Here is a 20,614-nt window from a genome sequence, read left to right on the forward strand (position 1 = left end):
TGCAGTAAACTTGTTATTGCATTTTCTAAAAGGTACCGACATGACTGAAGCGCTCCTCACTCTCACCTTGCCCGCAGTGAACGTGGAAGCATTGCGTGCGCGATGTTCGACTTGCAGCATGCATCAATTGTGCCTGCCGATGGGTCTCGATGTGGGCGACATGGACAGGCTAGACCAGATCATCGGCCGTCGTCGCAAGATTGTGCGTGGTGCCTCGCTGTTTCGCATCGGCGATTCGTTCCAGAACTTGTACGCGATTCGTCTGGGGCATTTCAAGACGTACCAGATCAATCCTGGCGGCGAAGAGCAAGTGACGGGTTTTCAGATGGCCGGCGAACTGCTGGGCATGGATGCCATCAGCGCCGACCGCCACCACTGTAATGCGGTGGCGCTGGAAGATAGTGAAGTGTGTGAAATTCCATTTTCCAGCCTGGAACAATTGCTGGGTAATATGCCAACCTTGCTGCGCCATTTCCATCGCATGATGAGTCAGGAAATCACGCGCGAGCAAAGTGTCATGCTGTTACTGGGCAATATGCAGGCGACCCAGCGTTTTGCCGCCTTTATCGTCAACTTGGCTTCGCGTTATGAAGCGCGCGGCTATTCGGCCAGCAAATTTCAGCTGCGCATGTCGCGCGAGGAAATTGGTAACTACCTGGGGTTGACCATCGAGAGCGTCAGCCGCTTATTGTCGAAGTTTAAGAAGGAAGGCTGGCTGCGCGTTTCCAACCGCGAGATCGAGATCTTGCAGCCGGCAATATTGAAGGCCATTACGGCCGGCACGGACGCCTGCAAATAATAGCACCGTCAAAACCTGCTGCGCGTCGCGCTTTGCGGCCTGAGATGCTCGCTGTGCTCTTAGCCACAAATCACTGCCGCTCGCTACGGTTTTTTCCCGGCGCTGTACGTTATAGTTCTGCATCCGCCTGCAGCGCGATGCTGCGCTGCAGTGGCCAGGTCCAGATGCCGGACAGGCGCCACTCGCGTTTGTCGTTTTCCACCAGCACTTGCCAGCGGCTGCGCTCTAGCATCGGTAGCGCTACTGAGAAGTTGCCGGCCGCATCGGGCTGCACCAGTAGCTTGATATCTTTTTCCGGCAGGGTCGCATGCGCCAGGTGCAGCTGCAACGGACCCTGGTAAGCCTTGCCGACGCTGCGCACGGAACCACTGAGACGCGCCGACGCCACGTCATAGGACAGGCTGGTAGCCATCGCCAGCTTGCTGGCGACCGTGTCGCGTCGCAAGTCCTGGTTGATGGCCTTACCCTGCTTGTAATAATCGCCCACCACCAGCGCATCGGGCTGCGTAAACGCGATATACGCCATGCAGCTGCCAACGACCATGGACAGGCCGGGACCGATCATCAGCAGCCAAGGCCAGCGATGCTTGTACCATGGTGCAACGGGTGCTTGCAGCTTGAGGCTGTCGGACATTTTGTTCTCCTTGAGGGCAGGCCCTTTGGGCCTGACCCCAGCTTTTGCTTCTGGGTTGAAAATAAAGTAAAGCTAACGCATGTTTGATGCTGGCCCAACGGCGAAATGCCGGGGTCAGACCCGAGGGATCTGACCCCAACATCAACCTTAGCGCGGCACGATGAATACCGCGCCTTCACGCACATGCAACGCTGGGTTATCCAGCGAGTGCAATTCGATGGCAATCTTGTTCGAGCCCTTCTCGCCGACACCGTGCGGCACGCGCAGGCGGATGGGCCAGCCCAGCGTTTCCGTCGGCTGTAACGTCACCTCTTCGCGCGTCAGCAAGGTCAGGCCCGGCAAGCCGGAAACGCTGATTTTAAAATGCTGAGTTTGCTCCGAGGTATTCATGATTTGCAAGCGGTAAACGTTCTCGACCATGCCGTCTTCCACTTCGCGACCCATCGAACCGCGGTCGCGGATGACGTCCATTTTCAGGGGGGTGCGCAGGGCCAGTGAGGTACACACGGCGATGATGATCAGCCCCAGGATGGCGGTGTAGATCAGTACGCGCGGGCGCGTGGCGCGCTGGCGGATTTGCTGCGAACTGAAGTTGTTTTCCATCGCATGGTCGGTACTGTAGCGTACCAGTCCGCGCGGCCGGTCGACCTTATCCATCACGCTGTTGCAGGCATCGACGCAGGCGGCGCAGCCGATGCATTCATACTGCAGGCCGTTGCGAATATCGATACCGGTCGGACACACTTGCACGCACAGGGTGCAGTCGATGCAGTCGCCCAGCTTGTCGTTGTTGCCGGCCTTCTTGCTCATGGCACCACGCGGTTCGCCGCGTTTGGCATCGTAGGTGATGATCAGGGTATCCTGGTCGAACATGGCGCTCTGGAAGCGCGCGTAGGGGCACATGTATTTGCACACCTGCTCGCGCAGCCAGCCCGCGTTGCCGTAGGTTGCCAGGCTGTAGAACAAGACCCAGAACCATTCCCAGGGACCGAAATCGAGGGTGATCACCTCGTGCGCCAGTTCCTTGATCGGCGTGAAATAGCCGACAAAAGTAAAGCCCGTCCACAGGGCGATGGCGCCCCACACCAAGTGCTTGGCCGTCTTCTTGACAACCTTGCGCACGGAGGGGCCTTGCTTGTCGAGGGCCATGCGCGCGCTGCGCGTGCCCTCGATTTTGCGTTCGACCCACAAGAAGATTTCCGTGTAGACCGTTTGCGGGCAGGAGAAGCCGCACCATACCCGCCCGGCGAGGGCTGTGACAAGGAACAAGGAATACGCACAGATGATCAGCAGAGCCGCCAGATAGATGAAATCCTGGGGCCACAGCACGACGCCAAAAATGTAGAACTTGCGCGTGGTCAAATCGAACAGCAGGGCTTGCCTGCCACTCCAGGTCAACCATGGCAAGCCGTAGAACGCCAGCTGGGTAAGCCAGACACATACCCAGCGCCAGGTAGCGTAGCGTCCTTTGGCCTCGCGAGGGTAGATTTGCTCGCGGGCCGCATACATCTTGATGACTTGAGGGTCTGACATTATTTCACGGGTGTCTGTGGATTCGACAGGCTCCAGACGTACGCCGACAGCACGTGCACTTTCGATTCCCCAAGGAAATCGTTGAAGGCCGGCATGGCGTTATTGCGCCCCTTGCGTATGGTTTCCATGATGGTATCGGCGCTGCCGCCGTACAGCCAGATCTTGTCCGTCAGGTTAGGCGAACCCAGCATCTGGTTGCCCTTCGCATCGGCACCATGGCAAGCCATGCAGGCGCCGAACTTGGCCTTGCCCAATACCGACTTGACCGGGTCCGAGGTCGAACCGGACAGGCTCAGCACATAATGGGCCACGTTCTCGACATCCTTTTCGGAGCCCAGGGCGGCACCCATCGGTGGCATCTGCCCATTGCGGCCGTGCATGATGGTCGTCTTGATGACGTCAGGTTCGCCGCCATACAGCCAATCCTTGTCAGTCAGGTTAGGGAAGCCCTTGTTGCCGCGTGCATCCGAACCGTGGCATTGCGCGCAGTAGGTCAGGAACAAACGCTGGCCGATGGCTTGCGCCTGCGGATCGGCGGCCACCGTCTTCAAGTCCTGGCTCAGGTACTTGTTGAACAGGGGACCGTAGTCGGCTTCCGCTTTCTTCAGCTCTTCCTCGTACTGGCCTGTCGATTTCCAGCCCAGGCTACCGGCATAGTTGCCCAGGCCCGGATACAGGAACAGATATGCCAGGGCGAAGACGATGGTGATGTAGAACAACCACATCCACCAGCGCGGCATCGGCGTATTGAGTTCCTTCAAGTCCTCGTCCCAGACGTGGCCCGTGGTGCCATCGGCAGGGGCACCGGCAGCCACTTTGACCTTCGACTGCGAGTACAGCAGCACGCCGCAGCCGATGATGCCCAGCAAGGACAATACGATGATGTAAATATTCCAGAAGCCATTGGTAAAGTCAGCCATGGTTGCGCTCCCCTTGTGCCGGCACGGGCATAGATACCGGCGCGGCCGGATAGTCGAGCGCTTCGTCGTCGAACGGCAGGTTCGCCGCCGCGTCAAAGTCGCTATTGCTGCGGCTGAAAGTCCACCACAGGATGCCTGCGAACGTCGTAAAGGAAACCACCGTCATGACGCTGCTGGCGCTGTCAAACAGGTTGTCGATTGCCATGCTAATTCCTTGTTTTAATTAATGTGCCGAGGCCTTGCAGATAGGCGACCAGGGCGTCCTCTTCGGTCTTGTCCTGCAGCTGTGCCGGACCGGCCGTGATTTCTTCATCGCTGTATGGCTGGCCCAGGCGTTTCAGGGCGCGCATCTTCGGCATGATGTCGTCAGGCACCAGTTTGGTCTTCGCCAGCCATGGGTAGGCTGGCATGTTCGACTCGGGCACCACGTCGCGCGGGTTGTTCAAGTGCGTGCGGTGCCATTCATCGCTGTAGCGGGCACCCACGCGGGCCAGGTCCGGCCCCGTGCGCTTGGAACCCCACTGGAACGGACGGTCATACACGAACTCGCCAGCGACCGAATAATGGCCATAGCGTTCCGTTTCCGCGCGCAGCGGACGCACCATCTGCGAGTGGCAGTTGTAGCAGCCTTCGCGCACGTAAATGTCGCGGCCCGCCAGGCGTAGCGGCGAGTACGGCTTCAGGCCGGCGATCGGTTCCGTCGTGCTCTTCTGGAAGAACAGGGGAACGATCTCGACGGCGCCACCGACGCTGATCACTAGCGTGACCAGGGCGATCAGCAGCCAGGGGTTTTTCTCAATCCATGCATGTGAAAATTTCATTTGCTTTCGCTCCTATCAGGCGTGCGCCGCGTTCAGTTCTGGAATGCGGGCGACGGGGAGTTTGCTGCCGCGCAAGGTCATCCAGGTGTTGTAGCCCATGATGCACATACCCGACAGGTACAGCAGGCCACCGCCCACGCGCACCACATAGTACGGATACGTTGCTTTCACGCTCTCGACAAAGGTGTAGGTCAGGGTGCCGTCCGGATTGACCGCACGCCACATCAGGCCCTGCATCACGCCGGCGATCCACATTGCCGCGATGTACAGCACGATGCCGATGGTAGCCACCCAGAAATGCACGTCGACCAGACGCGTGCTATACATCTGCGTGCGGCCCGCCAGGCGTGGCAGCAGATAGTAGATCGAACCCATGGTGATGAAGCCCACCCAACCCAGGGCACCTCCATGCACGTGGGCAACGGTCCAGTCGGTATAGTGCGACAGCGAGTTGATGGTCTTGATCGACATCATCGGACCTTCGAAGGTGGCGATGCCGTAGAACGACAGCGAGACGATCATGAATTTCAGGATCGGATCGGTGCGCAGCTTGTGCCAGGCGCCCGACAGGGTCATGATGCCGTTGATCATGCCGCCCCAGCTTGGTGCCAGCAGGACCAGCGAGAAGACCATGCCGATCGATTGCGTCCAGTCAGGCAATGCCGTGTAGTGCAGGTGATGCGGGCCGGCCCACATGTAGGTGAAGATCAGCGCCCAGAAGTGGACGATGGACAGGCGGTACGAGTACACGGGGCGCTCGGCCTGTTTTGGAATGAAGTAGTAGACCATGCCCAGGTAGCCGGCGGTCAGGATGAAACCCACCGCGTTATGGCCGTACCACCACTGTATCATGGCGTCCTGCACGCCCGCATAGGCGGAATATGACTTCGTAAACGACGCTGGCATGACGGCGCCATTGACCACGTGCAAAATCGTCACGGCCAGGATGTAGGCACCGAAGAACCAGTTGGCCACGTAGATGTGCTTGACCTTGCGCTTGATCAAGGTACCAAAGAACACGATGGCGTAGGCGATCCAGACGACGGCGATCAGGATGGAAATGGGCCACTCCAGCTCGGCGTATTCCTTGCCGCGCGTCAGGCCCATGGGCAGGGTGACGACGGCGCACAGGATCACCGCTTGCCAGCCCCAGAACGTGAAGGCAGCCAGTTTGTCGGAAAACAGACGCACCTGGCAGGTGCGTTGTACGACGTAGTACGAGGTGGCGAACAGGCCGCAGATGCCGAAGGCGAAAATCACCGCATTCGTGTGCAGCGGACGCAAACGTCCGTATGTTAGCCACGGTATGTCGAGGTTCAGGGCAGGCCAGGCCAACTGAGCGGCGATGATAACGCCAACCAGCATGCCGATGATGCCCCATACCACAGTAGCGACCGCGAATTGCTTCACGATCTTGTAGTTATAGTTCAGCGATTGATCCACAAAGACTCTCCCTGGAATTACTATTTATAATGGTGGGCAGAGAGTAAGTGTTTGACCGCGAAAAAACTTTGATGTGGATCAAAATTCCCCGGATGAAACAAGCGTAGTTAACTGACATCGAAATAAAGTGATATTTCGCTCAAAAAAGCCATGCAAGATGGCTGCAAGCGGGGCTCGATATGGGGTGCGACGCGCCGGCCATGGCGTGCAGGACGCCAGCCGGGCTGAGGCGGTCAGGGATGCGGTTCGCCGGGCGCCGGCGGCTTGACCGGCGTATCGTCGTCTTGCAGCACGCGCAAGCCCGGTCCGACGAGATCGTCGAACTGGCCGCTATCGGAGGCGGTGAAATACACCCACAGCGCGATGAAGACGACCACGACGCTTAAGGGAATGAGCAGGTAGAGTGCTTCCATGGTTCAGGCTTTCCGCAGGCGCAGGGCGTTGGCGATGACGACCGCCGAGCTGGCAGCCATGCCGACGCCGGACAGCCAGGGGTTCAGGAAACCCAGCGCGGCGGCCGGGATGGCCGTCAGATTGTACAGGGTGGCCCAGCCCAGGTTTTCGCGAATGATGCGCATGCTGCGCGCCGCCGTTTGCGCCGTGTCGAGTACGCAGCGCAGCTGCGACGACAGCAGCACCGTGTCCGCATGCGCCTGCGCCAGCGCGGCGCCGGAACCCATGGCAAAGGAAACATCGGCTGCGCTCAGCACGGCGGCGTCGTTGATGCCGTCGCCGACCATTGCCACCACGGCACCGGTCGCCTGCAGTTGCTGCACGAAATCGAGCTTTTCATCGGGCAGGCATTCACCGCAAGCCGTGGCGATGCCAAGCTGCGCCGCCACGCTTTGCGTCAGCGCTTCCTGGTCGCCGCTCAGCAGCACGACTTGCTTGCCGCGCTGCTGGAAATAGTCGACCACTTCGCGCGCTTCCGGGCGCAGCGCATCGCTGAGCAAGAAGCGCGTGAGCCACTGCTCCTGCGTGCCCAGGTACAGCGGTGTCATGCCGTGCATGCCGACGGCTGTGTCGCCTAGTGGCGGCCCGGCGATGGCGGCCACAAAGGCCGCATTGCCGAGACGGTAGCGCACGCCATTGAGCACGCCTTCGAGACCTTGGCCCTGCACTTCCTGCAATTGTTGCGCATGCGCGCGCGCCTGCTGTCCTGGCAATCCTTCGGCGGCTGCCAGGATCGCCTGTGCCAGCGGATGGGCGCTGCCCGCTTCCAGCGCGGCGGCCACTTGCAGGCAAGCGTCCTGCGGCATGCTGCCCAGGCTGTCGATTTGCTGCAGCACGGGTCGGCCCAGGGTCAATGTTCCCGTCTTGTCGAAGACGATGTGGGTAGCGCGGTGCAGGGTTTCCAGCACATGCGGCTGGACGATCAGCACGCCGCGCCGCAGCAGGCTGTCGGTGGCCGCTGCCAGCGCCGTCGGCGTTGCCAGGGATAAGGCACACGGGCACGAAACGACCAGCACGGCGATGGCCACGGGCCAGGCCCGCGACGCATCGTGCCAGCTCCAGAAGGCGAACACGGCGATGGCAAACAGCAATAGGCCCAGCACGAACCAGGCCGCCACTTTATCGGCCCATTGCGCGATCTGCGGCTTGCCGCTGCCGGCCCGCTCGATCAGTTTCAATAAATCCGACAGGGTGCTTTCGCGCGCCGGTTTGAGCACGCGCACGATCAGCGCGGCGCTGGCGTTAATCGCCCCGCCCGGCACCTGTTCTCCCGTTGTTTTGCGTTGCGCCGCGCTCTCGCCCGTCAGCAGCGATAAATCGAGCGCGCTCGTGCCTTCGATGATGACGCTGTCGGCGGCGACCGCCTCGCCCGGTTTCACGAGGATGATATCGCCCACGTCCAGCGTGCCGGCCGGCACCAGGGTGGTGGCGCGGTGCTCTGGAAAGCCCGCCATCAGCGAGGCAGAGGCAGGCAAGGCATGTTGCAGCCGCTCCAGCGCCGAGGCAGCCTTGCGGCGCGCCTGCAGCTCGAAATAGCGGCTGCACAGCAGCAGGAAAATGAACATCGTGGCCGAGTCGTAATATACCTCGCCGCGGCCTGTCAAGGTCGCCACCACGCTGCCGAAGAAGGCCGCCAGGATGCCCAGCGCCACGGGCACATCCATGCCCAGGGTGCGCGCGCGCAGGCTGGCCCAGGCGCCCTGGAAAAACGGCATGGCCGAATAGCAGATGGCCGGCAAGGTGAGCAGCAGGCTGGCCCAGCGCATCAGGCTGGCCATACTGTCGTCCAGTGTGCCGTCCTCGGCGGCCAGGTAGGCGGGCGCCACGTACATCATCACCTGCATCATCGACAGGCCCGCCACGAAGAGCTGGCGGCCCAGCGTCTTGCTGGCTTTTTGCAGGCGCTCGCCATGGCGCACGGCGTCGTAGGGATACGCCGTGTAGCCGACTTGCCGCACGGCTTGCAGGATATCGCCCGGCTCGCATTGCGCGCGACTCCAGCGCACGTACAGGCGCTCGGTGGCGACGTTCAGGCTGGCTGCCTGCACGCCGGGCAGGCGCGTCAGCTGGCGTTCGATCAGCCAGACGCAGGCCGCGCAGCGTATGCCTTCGACGGACAGGGTCGCTTCGCAGCTGCTGGCGTCGCGCGCAAATTGTGCATCGTCATTGCTGTACAGGCGCAATTCGGGCGGCACCATGGTCGCATCGGCTGCGTTGACGGCGTATTCATCGCGGTCGCGGTAATACGCGCTCTGGCCGATGTCGACGATGGTTTGCGCCACTGCTTCGCAGCCGGGGCAGCACATGGCGCGTGGCACGTCGTCGATAGTGACCTGCCATTTGCTTGCAGCGGGGACGGGCAAGCCGCAATGGAAGCAGGCGCAGGGTTTTAAAACAGCATTCATAGGTTTGTTTTCATGCGTCTTTTCATGGATGGCCGGTGACGCAGAGGGCGTCGAGCCAGCCCAGTGACACGCCATTCGCGGCGCGCAGCAGGCCCAGCAGGCCAAAGCCCAGTACCAGCAAGCCGCTGGCGATGCGCACGGGACGGCGCTGCATTTGCGTGCGCAAACGCGTGCCCAGTAAACCCATGCCCAGCAGGGTGGGCAGGGTGCCCAGGCCGAACGCGGCCATGCTGGCCGCGCCAGCGAGGGCCGAACCTTGCAGCATGGCCGTCAGCAGGGCGCTGTAGACCATGCCACATGGCACCCAGCCCCACAGGCCGCCCACGGCCAGCGCCTTGAACGGCGTATCCATCGGCATCAACGGATGCAGCAGGGGGCGCACGCGGCGCCAGACGACATTGCCGGCCGCTTCCAGATGGGCCAGGCCGCGCCAGACATCCATCAGGTACAGGCCCAGGGCGACGAGCATCAGGTTGGCCAGCCAGTAGCCGGCCACCTGTAGTGACGCCATGCGCAGCATGCCCGCGCCGGCCAGGCTACCGGCCATGGCACCGGCCAGCATATAGCTGGCGATACGCCCGCCGTTGTAGGCCAGCACGCGCAGCACATTCGATTGCACGGTTGTCTGCAATGCGGGCCGCGCCACGGCGATGGCGATCACGGGACGGCTGGGCGCGGGAGTTGCACCACCGCCCAGCGACAGGGCGCCGACGATGCCGCCGCACATGCCGATGCAGTGCACGCTGCCGGCCAGGCCGAGCATGAACATGGGCACGAGGCTGAGGGCATTCATCGGGCGCGATTACACTGTTTTCGAGTAGCGCAGCGGCTGCACCGCGTCCGGCGCCGCGTTGGCGCGGGCCTGCGTCAGGTAGCGGTCGAAGACCATGCAGATATTGCGGATCAGCAAGCGCCCTTTCGGCGTCACTGTCAGCCAGTCTTCCTCGATGACGAGCAAGCCGTCGCGCGCCAGTTCGCGCAGCTTTTCCAGCTCGACGGCGAAATAGTTGCGGAACTTTACGGGGTGCGCTTGCTCGATGGTGGCGATCGACAATTCGAAGTTGCACATCAGCATTTGGATGATAATACGGCGCAATAAGTCATCGGTATCGAGCTTGATGCCGCGCGCGATCGGCAGCACGCCTTCGTCGAGTTTTTCGTAATACGCGTCCAGCGTTTTCTCATTCTGGCTATAGACGGCGCCGACGGAGCTGATGGCCGACACGCCACAGGCGATCAGGTCGGCTTCCGCGCGCGTCGAGTAGCCTTGGAAGTTGCGGTGCAAACGGCCCTGGCGCTGCGCTACGGCCAAGTCGTCCGTTGGCTTGGCGAAATGGTCCATGCCAATGTAGACATAGCCGGCGGCGGTCAGGCGCGCGATGCACAGGCCCAGCATGGCCAGCTTGCTGGCGCTGTCGGGCATGTCGGCGTCGAGTATGCGGCGCTGCGGCTTGAACAGGTGCGGCATGTGCGCGTAGTGATACAGAGCGATACGGTCCGGGCTGGCGGAAATGACTTTGCGCAGGGTTTCCGTCATCGTTTCCAGGTTCTGCTTGGGCAATCCGTAGATCAGGTCGATGCTGATCGAGCGGAAACCGGCGTCGCGCGCCGCTTGCATGATGGCCACCGTTTCCGCTTCCGGCTGGATGCGGTTGACGGCCTTCTGCACGTCGGCGTCGAAATCCTGCACGCCCAGGCTGATGCGGTTGAAACCTTGCGCGCGTAGCGAAAACACGCGTTCGCGCGATACCGTGCGCGGATCGATTTCGATCGAATACTCGCCGTCTTCATCGGCAGCGAACTCGAAATGCTGGCGCAAATGCAGCATCAGGTCGTCCATCTGCTTTTCGCTCAGGTAGGTCGGCGTGCCGCCGCCGAAATGCAGCTGCTCGATCTGGTTCATACCGGCAAACAGCTTGCCCTGCATGGCGATTTCCTGTTTCAGATAGCTGAGGTAGGTGGCGGCCTTGCTGCGGTCTTTGGTGACGATTTTGTTGCAGGCGCAGTAGTAGCACAGGGTGTCGCAAAATGGCACGTGCACGTAGAGTGACAGTGGACGCCGGCCGCCGCGCATGCGCAGTGCGGCCAGCGCTTCGAGGAAGTTGCCGTAGCCGAAGTCGGCATTGAAACGGTCGGCGGTCGGATACGATGTGTAGCGCGGGCCGGACTGGCTCATCTTGCTGATGATGACCGGATCGAATTCGACGACGGCGTCCAGGTCGGCGGAAGCACTGCTGAGTAATGTAGGCATGATGTGTGTAAAGTCTTGTAAGGTTTTAGGCGGCCAGGCGTTTCGGCGCGGCGGGTTTGCCGGCGTTCGCGGCACCTCCCTTGCGGCCGGCAATGGCGACGCGGCGCGGTGGCGCGATCTTGCCGAAATTGAACAGGCTCACGGCTTGCGACAGGCTGGCTGCTTCTTCCGCCAGGCGCGTCGCTGCTGCTGCTGCTTCTTCCACCAGGGCCGCGTTCTGCTGCGTCACCTGGTCCATGTGGGCGATGGCCTGATTGACCTGGTCGACCCCGATGCTCTGTTCGCGCGAGGCGACGGAAATTTCTTGCATGATGGCCGTGACTTGCTTGACGGAACTCACCACCTGTTCCATGGTCTCACCGGCGCGGTTCACCTGCAGCATGCCGGCGCCCACCTTGCCGACGGAAATTTCAATCAGCTGTTTGATGTCCTTGGCCGCCCCGGACGAGCGTTGCGCCAGGTTGCGCACCTCGCCCGCCACCACCGCGAAGCCCCGGCCCTGCTCGCCGGCGCGGGCCGCTTCCACGGCCGCGTTCAAGGCCAGGATATTGGTCTGGAAGGCGATGCCTTCGATCAGGCCGATAATGTCAACGATCTTCTTCGACGAGGTGTTGATATCGTCCATGGTGGTGATCACATCGGCAACGATTTCGCCACCCTGCACGGCCACTTTCGAGGCCGCCACGGCCAGTTCGTTGGCCTGCACCGAGTTGTCCGCGTTCTGTTTTACCGTCGACGAGAATTCCTCGATGCTCGAGGCAGTTTCTTCCAGGCTGGCCGCCTGCGATTCGGTGCGGCCCGAGAGGTCCATATTGCCGGCGGCGATTTGTTTGGTGGCCACGGCCATGGTTTCCACGTTGATGCGCACGTCGCGGATGGTGGCGATCAGGTTGCTGTTCATCTGTTGCAGCGCGCGCAGCAATTGCCCTACTTCATCAGTGCTGTCCGTTTCAAAACTGCCCGACAGGTCGCCGGCCGCAATCGCCCGCGCGCCGTCCAGGGCCTTGCCCAGCGGCTTGAGTACGGACGTGCGCAAGGTGTACCAGAGGAAAACGTTGATCAGGAAGCCGAACAGGGTGGCGCCGAAGATGGCGTAATTGGTGATCTTGCCGCCGCTGGCGAACAGGCTGATGATGCACACCAGTAGTTGCAAACAGTTAACGATGGATGTGGCGGCCCAGATGCGCAGGTTGAGCGACATATGCGTCAGCTTGTGCAGCAAGTGCGCCAGGCCCGGGCGCACGATCAGCCCATTCTTGATGACAATCTTGCCGCCTTCCTTGTTGCGGATGGCCGCATAGGCTTGCTCCGTCGCCTGGACTTGATCCTTGTCGGCTTTCACGCGTACTGACATATAGCCGATGGTCTTGCCCGCTTCGCGGATCGGTGTGACGTTGGCGCGCACCCAGTAAAAATCGCCGTTCTTGCAGCGGTTCTTGACCAGGCCCGTCCACGGCGTACCGGCTTGTATCGAAGCCCACATGTCGGCAAACGCTTCGGCCGGCATGTCTGGATGACGCAGGATATTTTGCGGTGAACCGATCAGCTCTGCCTCGGTGTAGCCACTGACCTGGGTGAAGTAGGGATTCACATACACGATATTGCCGTTCATATCCGTTTTCGACACGATGGCCTGATCGTCCATGACGAGGACTTCACGGTTAGTCACTGGCAAATTTTGGCGCATGGTCGCGGCTTCCTGATCAGTTAAAGAGCAAATTGGTGAGTAAGACTTGCACGATTGCAAGAACGGAGATCAGTGTAAGGAGTCGCCTGCGCAAATTTATTGATGTAGATCAAAATCCTCCAGATTGGTCGGGCTCGCACGCATTTAGCGATGGCAAGGCGGCATTGTTTTAAAGTTACTGCTTGCCAGTGGCGACTAATTGACGCCGGCCGCCAGCGGCCGTGGGCTGCCCACGGCGTAGCCTTGTGCGTAGTCGATGCCCAGTTCGCGGATGAGGGCCAGGGTTGCCGCGTTTTCCACGTATTGGGCCACCGTTTTCAAGCCCATCACGTGGCTTACTTCATGGATGGCCTTGACCATGGCGCGGTTGATGGCACTGCCGGCAATGCCGCGCACGAAGATAGCGTCGATTTTCAGGTCATCGACGGGCAGCGCTTTCAGGTAGTCGAACGAGGAAAAACCGCTGCCAAAGTGGTCGAGCGAGAAGCGGCGAAGGAGTGTGTCAGGGCGCGCTCCTCCAGGCCCAGCAGGGCCGCCCGCCCTGGCCGACCAGATGACCGTGCTGTCGATGACCTGGCCAGCGACGATGCGTGTATCGCATATCGCCATGTGCGCCGCTTCCAGCGCCATTTGTCAATGTTTCTGCTGGTCGTTCATCGTCCGCTCCCGCTATGGATAGAGGGATAGACGCACCGCTGGAATTTAAGTTCCCGGCGCGTCAGCTGGCGTGGCGGCCGAGGCGCGGGCCACATCGCGCACATTTTTTTGCACGGCCACGGCAGAAAATAGGCTGAGCAGGAATGCCATGGCATAAAAGCCCTTTTCGCTGTTTTGCAGGCTGGCGTTCCACAAGCCGAGCGTGAGCAGCAGCAAGGCCAGTAGCACGGAAATCCAGCACAGGCCGAAATACAGGCCCGTCACGGCGATGCCCTCGCTACGGTCGCGCACGGATTTTTGCAGCGAGATGGCGGCGAACAGGCCATACATGAGGAGCGTAAAGTAATAGCCCTTTTCATTGAGGGCCATGCTGGCATTCCACAGGCCGGACAGGTAGGTGATGGCGCCGATCAGCAGTGCTGCCCAGGAGGCGCCGATAAAGGCGTTGCTGGGACGTTGGATGGGAGAAATCTGCATAGGGTCTCCTTGGGTAGGCAGGCGCCACCGGCATGGCCGGGGCGGCAGGCACGGATGCGCCTGCCGTTCCATCAGACCAGAAAGCTTATTTGCCTGGTTTGAGCCTGCGCAAGCAAGCCGACACGGCCGTGACGCCGGCCAGCACCAGGGCGCCGGCGATGACGCCGGCGACGGCGTTGATCAGGCTAGGCGTGATGGCGGCCAGCACGGGGCCGATACCGGCCATGGCACCGACCGCTTCTTCCGCGTGGTGCAGCAGGCTGCTGGCCCACGGCCAGCCGTGCGTCAAAATGCCGCCGCCCACCATAAACATGGCCAGCGTACCGACTACGGAGAGTAATTTCATCAGTTTTGGCGCCGCCGACACGAGCATGCTGCCAAAGCCGCGCACGCCGTTCATCAGCACGCCGTTACCCTTGCGCGCCGCCAGATAAAAGCCCGCGTCGTCGAGCTTGACGATGCCAGCCACCAGGCCATACACGCCCACCGTCATGATGATGGCGATGCCGACGACGACGGCGACCTGCTCGGCGAAGGTAGCAGCAGCCACCGTGCCCAGGGCAATGACGATGATTTCCGCCGACAAAATGAAGTCGGTGCGGATGGCACCCTTGATTTTGTCCTTTTCCAGCGCCACCAGGTCGGCTTGCGGGTCGCGCAGCGCCTGTGCCAGCTCGGCCTGGTGGCTGTCGTCCGGATGCAGGTATTTGTGGGCGATTTTTTCGAAACCCTCGAAGCACAGATACGCGCCGCCCAGCATCAACAGCGGCGTGATGGCCCATGGCGCAAACGCGCTGATGGCCAGCGCGGCGGGAACGAGAATGGCCTTGTTCTTCAGCGAACCGACGGCGACGGCCCAGACGACGGGCAGCTCGCGTTCGGCGCGCACGCCGGCCACCTGCTGTGCGTTCAGGGCCAGGTCGTCACCGAGCACGCCGGCCGTCTTCTTGGCCGCCACCTTGGTCATCAGGGAAACGTCGTCGAGGATGCTGGCGATATCGTCGAGCAAGGCCAGCAGGCTGGCGCCGGCCATCTCAGCGCGCTCCCGCAGGGGTGAAAGGAAGCGTTGAAGCGAGGAAAGTGTTGTTTTTCATGATGTTATTCTTGGTTGTACGGTAAGGGAAGGCGTAACGACGGTATAGATAAAGCGTGCCTGCGATCTTAACTCAGGCCGGGCCGGCAGGGCCGCACGGGCCGGGTTAAAATCGTCCTTCTTGAGCATTTTGGATACCGCATGCACTTCGCCACCTGGATCACCTTTGTCATCGCCGCCTCCATCATCGCCGTCTCGCCCGGCTCGGGCGCCGTGCTGTCGATGTCGCATGGCTTGTCGTACGGGGTGAAAAAGGCCAGCGCCACCATCCTTGGCCTGCAACTGGGGCTGCTGGTGGTGCTGGGCATCGCCGGCGCCGGCGTCGGTTCTCTGCTGCTGGCCTCCGAAGTGGCCTTCAACATCGTCAAGACGGTGGGCGCGCTGTACCTGATTTACCTGGGTCTGTCGCAGTGGCGCGCCCGGGTGGCTGTCACGGGCGAGCTGCATGCCGATGCTGTGGTGCCTTCGATGCGCCATCGTGTACTGACGGGTTTTCTGACCAACGTGACGAATCCGAAAGGCATTATCTTCATGGTAGCGGTCTTGCCGCAATTCATTAGCCCCACGGCGCCGCTGTTGCCGCAACTGCTGATCCTGGCCGTCACCATGTGCACGATCGACCTGATCGTCATGCATAGCTACGCCTTCCTGGCCGCGTCGATGCAGCGTTTTTTCCGCGATGCCAGCGCCGTTAAAAAGCAGAACCGCTTCTTTGGCGGCTTGCTGATGGCCGTCGGCGCCGCCTTGTTTTTCGTCAAGCGGGGTAGCCAGGCGGCATCCTGAGCCAAGGCAACATGCAAACCAAGATGCAAACATTTGTAAGCCCGCTTGCGATGCCCGCCTGATGCGGATGTAATCGCAGCATGTCCCCTTTGTAAGTCCTGCCTGGAGCGCTACCATGCGTCCTATCCTGTCTCTCCCCGTCTTGAAAACCGTGTGCGCCATGCTGCTGTCGTCGGCCTGCGCCGGCGCCTTGGCGCAGGACCCGCCTGCCCGCGTCGGCCGCATTTCCACTGTCGAAGGACAAGTGCTGGTGCGCGCCGGCGATGGCGAGGCGCAAAATGCCTTGTTGAACTGGCCTGTCACGACGGATCACCGGCTCAGCACCATGCGCGGCGCGCTGGCGGAATTTCGCGTGGGCGCGGCCGCCGTGCGCATCGATGGCGATTCCGAGCTGGAGGTGGGCGAACTCGATGACGAGCATTTCACATTACACCTCAGCTATGGCACAGTCAGCGTGCGCGTGCGCAATCCCGATGCGCTGCGCGGCTTCGAGCTGACCACTGCCCAGGCGCGCGTGATCCTCACTCAGCCCGGTTGGTTGCGCATCGATGCGGGGCGCCAGCCCGGCACCAGCGTCGTCAGCGTGCTCGAGGGCGCTGCCGATGTGGATGGCGCGTCGGGTAGCGTGACCTTGCGTGCAGGCAAGCGCGCCGAGCTGACGGACGAGCAATTGCGCACGGGCACCTTGCACAGGATAGCCTTCGACAATTGGCCCGAAGCCTTGCCCGCCGCCGTGCCGGCCTTGCGCTATGTCACGGACGATACCACCGGCTATGAAGAGCTGGACCGCTACGGCGCCTGGCAGGACGATGCGCAATACGGCCCCCTGTGGCTGCCCAGCGCGCTGCCGGCTGGCTGGGCGCCATACAGCGACGGGCGCTGGACCTGGATCGCGCCATGGGGCTGGACCTGGGTCGACAACGCGCCCTGGGGTTACGCGCCCTCGCATTACGGGCGCTGGGTGCTGCTGGGCCAGCGCTGGGGCTGGGCGCCGGGGCGCGAGCGCGGTCGCGTACCCTGGGCGCCGGCCCTGGTGGGCTGGGTCGGCGGTGGCCACGGACCGCAGCAAGGCCGGCGTCCTGACGTGGGCTGGTTTCCCCTGTCGCCGCACGAGCGCTATGTGCCCGGCTACCGCGCCAGCGCGGACTATGAACGCCGCATCAACCGCTACGCCGAGGGGCGCCGTTTCGTGGCCGGTGAACGCGAACGCCGTGAAGGCGTGAGCGTGTTGCCCGGTGACCGTTTTGGCCCGCAACGCACGCTCGATGTGCCGCGCCACAACCGCACCAGCATGCCGCCACCCGTGATGCAAAGTTTGCCCTTGGGCACGGCGCCTGCGCCGGCGGGCAACTGGCAGCGTCCTGCCGATGCGCCGCGCGGCGACAACGGATTGCGGCGCGACTTGGTCAACCGTCCAGGCCGCTTGCAGACGGACGATGGCCAGACGCACCTGGCGCCGAATCCCCTGCAGCCGAACCGGCCGCCCGTGCCGACCCAGCCACAACAGCCGCAACAGTCACCCATGCCGGCTCAGCCCATGATGCCGGCGATGCCGGTCTTGCCACCCGTGCAAGATCAGGTGGGTCGCCCCGGATGGCGTGGCGAGGAGCGGCCACAGCCGCGTCCCGACAGCAACCGTTGGGAACGCGGTGAACGCGCCGAGCGCGGCGGGCGCCGCGAAATGCTGCAGACAGCGCCACCGCCGGCCATGCCTGCACCGCCGCCGCTAGCCCAGCCGCGGCCCGCGCCGCCGCCGATGCCGATGCCGGCCCCCGCCGCGCGTCCGGTGCAGGAGGCGGGCGGTGGCGAACGCAGCGGACCGCCACGTGAACGCAGTAATGACAGGGGCAATGCGCACGGCGGTCCCGGCCGCAATGGCCGGATGCAGGAAGCGGAGCGTTGACAGAACTTGCCGCACTGCCTGTCGCGCCGTAGCGACGTTCAGGCCGACAAAGCGGCAGTTCGTCACATGTCCGAGGAAAAGCGGCACTGTTTTGTCTACAGTGAGGTCCTTGCAGCATAGCGCCATGCCTGACTGGCCGACAGCACCGATTTTTCCGACTATTTTGTCCAAACGAAATAGTTTTCGCCAGCTTACAAAGCTGGCTTTTTTTTTCCGCACCCGTGCCGCCATGGCCAGGGGCGCATACGCCCCCAAAGTTGGCTACAATACGCCTTTATGCAGCCGCCGCGTGCTAGGCGTGGCGCCGCCTGTTCTGAACGGCACTGATAGGATTTTCCATGCAAACCACTCCCCCCACCGAAGTTACGATTCCTCCCAGCGAATCGCTGATCGAATACCCGAGCGACTTCCCCATCAAGATCATGGGCCCGACGCATGTCGACTTCGCGCCGACCATGCTGGAATTGGTCATCAGCCACGACCCGACCTTCCACGCGGGTCGCATGGAAGAACGCCCATCGGGCAAGGGCAATTACACGGGCTTGACCGTCACCGTGCGTGCCATCAGTCGCGAGCAGCTCGACGCCCTGTACATGGCGCTGTCGGGCCACCCGATGGTCAAGATCGTCATGTAAGACCAGTGGTTGCCCTGGCGCGCTGGCATTGCGTCAGGCCAGCAACAAGCTGGCAGCCCCCGCCACATGGAGCAGCACCGCCGCGCCCAGCAGGCAATCGGCAGCTTGCTGCGCTTGCCGGCGTGCGCAGCTCAATGAAACGGTAGCCTCGCTTATAATCACGGCTTCGCCGCAGCGTCCGCAGGGCGCCGGCAGCTGATTACAGAATCTGTCATGACCACCACCCGAACCGAAGCGGCGCTGATCCGCGAGCTGGGCCGCGTCGAATACGAGCCGACCTTTGCCGCCATGCGCGCCTTTACCGACGCCCGCACGACGGACACGCGCGATGAACTGTGGATCGTCGAGCATCCGCCCGTGTTCACCCTGGGCCTGGCTGCCGACCGCGGCCATTTGCTGGCGGGCGCCGCGATTGAAGAAAATGCGATACCCGTGGTGCAGACGGACCGGGGCGGTGAAGTGACCTTCCACGGTCCCGGCCAGGTGGTGATTTACCTGCTGATGGACTTGCGCCGCAACAAGCCGGGCGGCAAGTTGTATGCGCGCCAGTTCGTGCATAAAATCGAGCAAGCCATCATCAATGTGCTGGCGGCGTATAATCTCGCAGGCGAGCGCATCGATGGCGCGCCCGGCATCTACATCGCCGGCGGACCAAGCAAGGGTGCGAAGATCGCCGCGCTGGGATTGAAAGTGCGCGGCAACGGCTGCACCTACCATGGCGTATCGCTCAACGTGGCGATGGATCTGGCGCCGTTTTCCTGGATTAACCCCTGCGGCTATTCCGGCCTGAAGACGGTGGACATGCGCAGCATGGGCGTGTTGGCGCCGCTGGCCGAGGTGCAGCGGGCTCTGGCCCATGAATTGACCGTATTACTCGATGTAAGCGAAGTAAACAGCGCCGCAGGCGCGCCTCAGGCAGCGGATGCCTGAGCAAACAAACCAACACGCCCGTCAAGGGCTTGCAGCCATGACTTCTGAGACCATTTCCAGCACCGCCCCCGCCGCGACCGCCGCTGCCGCGTACAACCCGAGCGAAAAGCAAAAAGGCGCCAGCAAGACGTCGCGCATCCCGATCAAGATCATTCCAATCGAGCAAGTCGAGCGCCTGAAAAAGCCGGACTGGATCCGCGTCAAGGCCGCCTCGGCATCGACCCGCTTCTATGAAATCAAGGATATCCTGCGTGAAAACAAACTGGTGACCGTGTGCGAAGAAGCCAGCTGCCCGAACATCGGCGAATGCTTCGGCAAGGGTACGGCTACCTTCATGATCATGGGCGACAAGTGCACGCGCCGCTGCCCGTTCTGCGACGTCGGCCATGGCCGCCCGGACCCGCTGGACAAGGAAGAGCCGGCCAACCTGTCGAAAACCATCGCCAAGCTGCGCCTGAACTACGTCGTCATCACTTCCGTCGACCGCGATGACTTGCGCGACGGCGGCGCTGGCCATTTCGTCGAGTGCATCCAGCAAACGCGCGCCCTGTCGCCAAACACCCGCATCGAAGTGCTGGTGCCCGACTTCCGCGGCCGCCTGGAAAAAGCGTTGAACCTGTTCAAGGATGGCTTGCCTGACGTCATGAACCACAACCTGGAAACGGCGCCGCGCCTGTACAAGGAAGCGCGTCCCGGTTCGGACTACATGCACTCGCTGAAACTGCTGAAGGATTTCAAGGCCATGTACCCGGACGTGAAAACCAAGTCCGGCATCATGGTGGGCCTGGGCGAGACGGACGAGGAAATCTTGCAAGTGATGCGCGACATGCGCGAGCACGATATCGACATGCTGACCATCGGCCAGTACCTGGCACCATCGAACAGCCACCTGCCCGTGCGCCGCTACGTGCACCCGGACGTATTCAAAATGTTCGAAGAAGAAGCCTATAAAATGGGTTTCACGCATGCTGCCGTGGGCGCCATGGTGCGCAGCTCCTACCATGCGGACGAACAGGCGCATAGCGCCGGCGTGGAGTCGGCGCTCAATTTCTAAGTCTCTTGCGCCAGAAAAAGCCGCCCGCTGCAAAGCCGGGCGGCTTTTTCTTGCCTGCTCTTGGCGCAGGCGCCGCATGCGTAGGCGGCGCGACCGCGTTGTCCTGCCGACAAATCCCTTTTCGCGCCTTCAACCT

General features: G+C 62.0%; 20 protein-coding genes. 6 read left to right on the forward strand and 14 right to left on the reverse strand.

Going from position 1 to position 20,614, the window contains the following annotated elements; translation table 11 throughout:
- The first annotated feature begins 40 nt into the window (after window positions 1-40).
- Window positions 41-799 carry a fumarate/nitrate reduction transcriptional regulator Fnr gene (gene fnr, locus H4V96_RS22035; RefSeq protein WP_196856501.1) on the forward strand — a complete coding sequence of 253 codons (759 nt, stop codon included), beginning with the start codon at window positions 41-43 and terminating at the stop codon, window positions 797-799.
- Between the two features lie 109 nt (window positions 800-908).
- Here the strand turns inward: fnr and H4V96_RS22040 are convergent, their stop codons facing one another.
- The 14 genes from H4V96_RS22040 to H4V96_RS22105 all read right to left on the reverse strand — a co-directional run bounded on the left by H4V96_RS22040 (window position 909) and on the right by H4V96_RS22105 (window position 15,113).
- A complete protein-coding gene (locus H4V96_RS22040; protein WP_010393913.1) occupies window positions 909-1,433 on the reverse strand; it encodes a FixH family protein in 525 nt (174 codons plus the stop codon).
- A gap of 147 nt (window positions 1,434-1,580) precedes the next feature.
- Complete coding sequence (gene ccoG, locus H4V96_RS22045) at window positions 1,581-2,966, reverse strand: cytochrome c oxidase accessory protein CcoG (protein ID WP_010393915.1); 1,386 nt, start codon at window positions 2,964-2,966, stop codon at window positions 1,581-1,583.
- A complete protein-coding gene (gene ccoP / locus H4V96_RS22050; RefSeq protein WP_010393918.1) occupies window positions 2,966-3,886 on the reverse strand; it encodes a cytochrome-c oxidase, cbb3-type subunit III in 921 nt (306 codons plus the stop codon). The genes ccoG and ccoP overlap by 1 nt, the downstream gene beginning before the upstream one ends.
- Window positions 3,879-4,091, reverse strand: a complete 213-nt coding sequence (locus H4V96_RS22055) for a cbb3-type cytochrome c oxidase subunit 3 (protein ID WP_010393919.1) — start codon at window positions 4,089-4,091, stop codon at window positions 3,879-3,881. The genes ccoP and H4V96_RS22055 overlap by 8 nt, the downstream gene beginning before the upstream one ends.
- A 1-nt stretch (window position 4,092) precedes the next feature.
- Window positions 4,093-4,707: a cytochrome-c oxidase, cbb3-type subunit II gene (gene ccoO / locus H4V96_RS22060; protein WP_010393921.1), complete on the reverse strand. Its 615-nt coding sequence runs from the start codon at window positions 4,705-4,707 to the stop codon at window positions 4,093-4,095.
- A gap of 15 nt (window positions 4,708-4,722) precedes the next feature.
- Complete coding sequence (ccoN, locus tag H4V96_RS22065) at window positions 4,723-6,150, reverse strand: cytochrome-c oxidase, cbb3-type subunit I (RefSeq protein WP_010393924.1); 1,428 nt, start codon at window positions 6,148-6,150, stop codon at window positions 4,723-4,725.
- Window positions 6,151-6,383: 233 nt separating this feature from the next.
- Window positions 6,384-6,563 (reverse strand): cbb3-type cytochrome oxidase assembly protein CcoS, encoded by a 180-nt coding sequence (ccoS, locus tag H4V96_RS22070; protein WP_196856502.1) that lies wholly within the window; start codon window positions 6,561-6,563, stop codon window positions 6,384-6,386.
- Window positions 6,564-6,566: 3 nt separating this feature from the next.
- Window positions 6,567-9,008, reverse strand: coding sequence for a heavy metal translocating P-type ATPase (locus H4V96_RS22075; protein WP_196856503.1), 2,442 nt, complete (start codon window positions 9,006-9,008; stop codon window positions 6,567-6,569).
- A 22-nt stretch (window positions 9,009-9,030) separates the two neighbouring features.
- Window positions 9,031-9,801 carry a sulfite exporter TauE/SafE family protein gene (locus H4V96_RS22080; RefSeq protein ID WP_196856504.1) on the reverse strand — a complete coding sequence of 257 codons (771 nt, stop codon included), beginning with the start codon at window positions 9,799-9,801 and terminating at the stop codon, window positions 9,031-9,033.
- 9 nt (window positions 9,802-9,810) lie between these two features.
- Window positions 9,811-11,259, reverse strand: a complete 1,449-nt coding sequence (gene hemN / locus H4V96_RS22085) for an oxygen-independent coproporphyrinogen III oxidase (protein WP_070345973.1) — start codon at window positions 11,257-11,259, stop codon at window positions 9,811-9,813.
- 25 nt (window positions 11,260-11,284) lie between these two features.
- Window positions 11,285-12,946: a PAS domain-containing methyl-accepting chemotaxis protein gene (locus H4V96_RS22090; RefSeq protein ID WP_196856506.1), complete on the reverse strand. Its 1,662-nt coding sequence runs from the start codon at window positions 12,944-12,946 to the stop codon at window positions 11,285-11,287.
- A gap of 195 nt (window positions 12,947-13,141) precedes the next feature.
- On the reverse strand, window positions 13,142-13,555 hold the full coding sequence (locus tag H4V96_RS22095) for an EAL domain-containing protein (protein WP_280721163.1): 414 nt from the start codon (window positions 13,553-13,555) through the stop codon (window positions 13,142-13,144).
- Between the two features lie 93 nt (window positions 13,556-13,648).
- Window positions 13,649-14,080, reverse strand: a complete 432-nt coding sequence (gene yiaA, locus H4V96_RS22100; protein WP_010393940.1) for an inner membrane protein YiaA — start codon at window positions 14,078-14,080, stop codon at window positions 13,649-13,651.
- Between the two features lie 85 nt (window positions 14,081-14,165).
- A complete protein-coding gene (locus tag H4V96_RS22105; protein ID WP_196856508.1) occupies window positions 14,166-15,113 on the reverse strand; it encodes a DUF808 domain-containing protein in 948 nt (315 codons plus the stop codon).
- Between the two features lie 201 nt (window positions 15,114-15,314).
- On the opposite strand from H4V96_RS22105, the gene H4V96_RS22110 reads away from it, so the two are divergent.
- From H4V96_RS22110 to lipA, 5 genes are all read left to right on the forward strand, one after another.
- Complete coding sequence (locus H4V96_RS22110) at window positions 15,315-15,956, forward strand: LysE family transporter (RefSeq protein ID WP_010393943.1); 642 nt, start codon at window positions 15,315-15,317, stop codon at window positions 15,954-15,956.
- Between the two features lie 115 nt (window positions 15,957-16,071).
- The gene (locus tag H4V96_RS22115) at window positions 16,072-17,859 is read left to right on the forward strand and encodes a DUF6600 domain-containing protein (protein ID WP_196856510.1); all 1,788 of its coding nucleotides are present in this window, start codon (window positions 16,072-16,074) and stop codon (window positions 17,857-17,859) included.
- 338 nt (window positions 17,860-18,197) lie between these two features.
- Window positions 18,198-18,494 (forward strand): DUF493 family protein, encoded by a 297-nt coding sequence (locus H4V96_RS22120; protein WP_070257888.1) that lies wholly within the window; start codon window positions 18,198-18,200, stop codon window positions 18,492-18,494.
- Between the two features lie 213 nt (window positions 18,495-18,707).
- Entirely contained in the window at window positions 18,708-19,424 is a 717-nt protein-coding gene (gene lipB, locus H4V96_RS22125) for a lipoyl(octanoyl) transferase LipB (protein ID WP_010393949.1), read from the forward strand.
- A 37-nt stretch (window positions 19,425-19,461) separates the two neighbouring features.
- Window positions 19,462-20,478 carry a lipoyl synthase gene (gene lipA / locus H4V96_RS22130; RefSeq protein ID WP_010393952.1) on the forward strand — a complete coding sequence of 339 codons (1,017 nt, stop codon included), beginning with the start codon at window positions 19,462-19,464 and terminating at the stop codon, window positions 20,476-20,478.
- The last annotated feature ends 136 nt before the right edge of the window (window positions 20,479-20,614 follow it).

The organism is Janthinobacterium sp. CG_23.4 (assembly GCF_029892305.1).
Taxonomy (GTDB): domain Bacteria; phylum Pseudomonadota; class Gammaproteobacteria; order Burkholderiales; family Burkholderiaceae_D; genus Janthinobacterium; species Janthinobacterium lividum_D.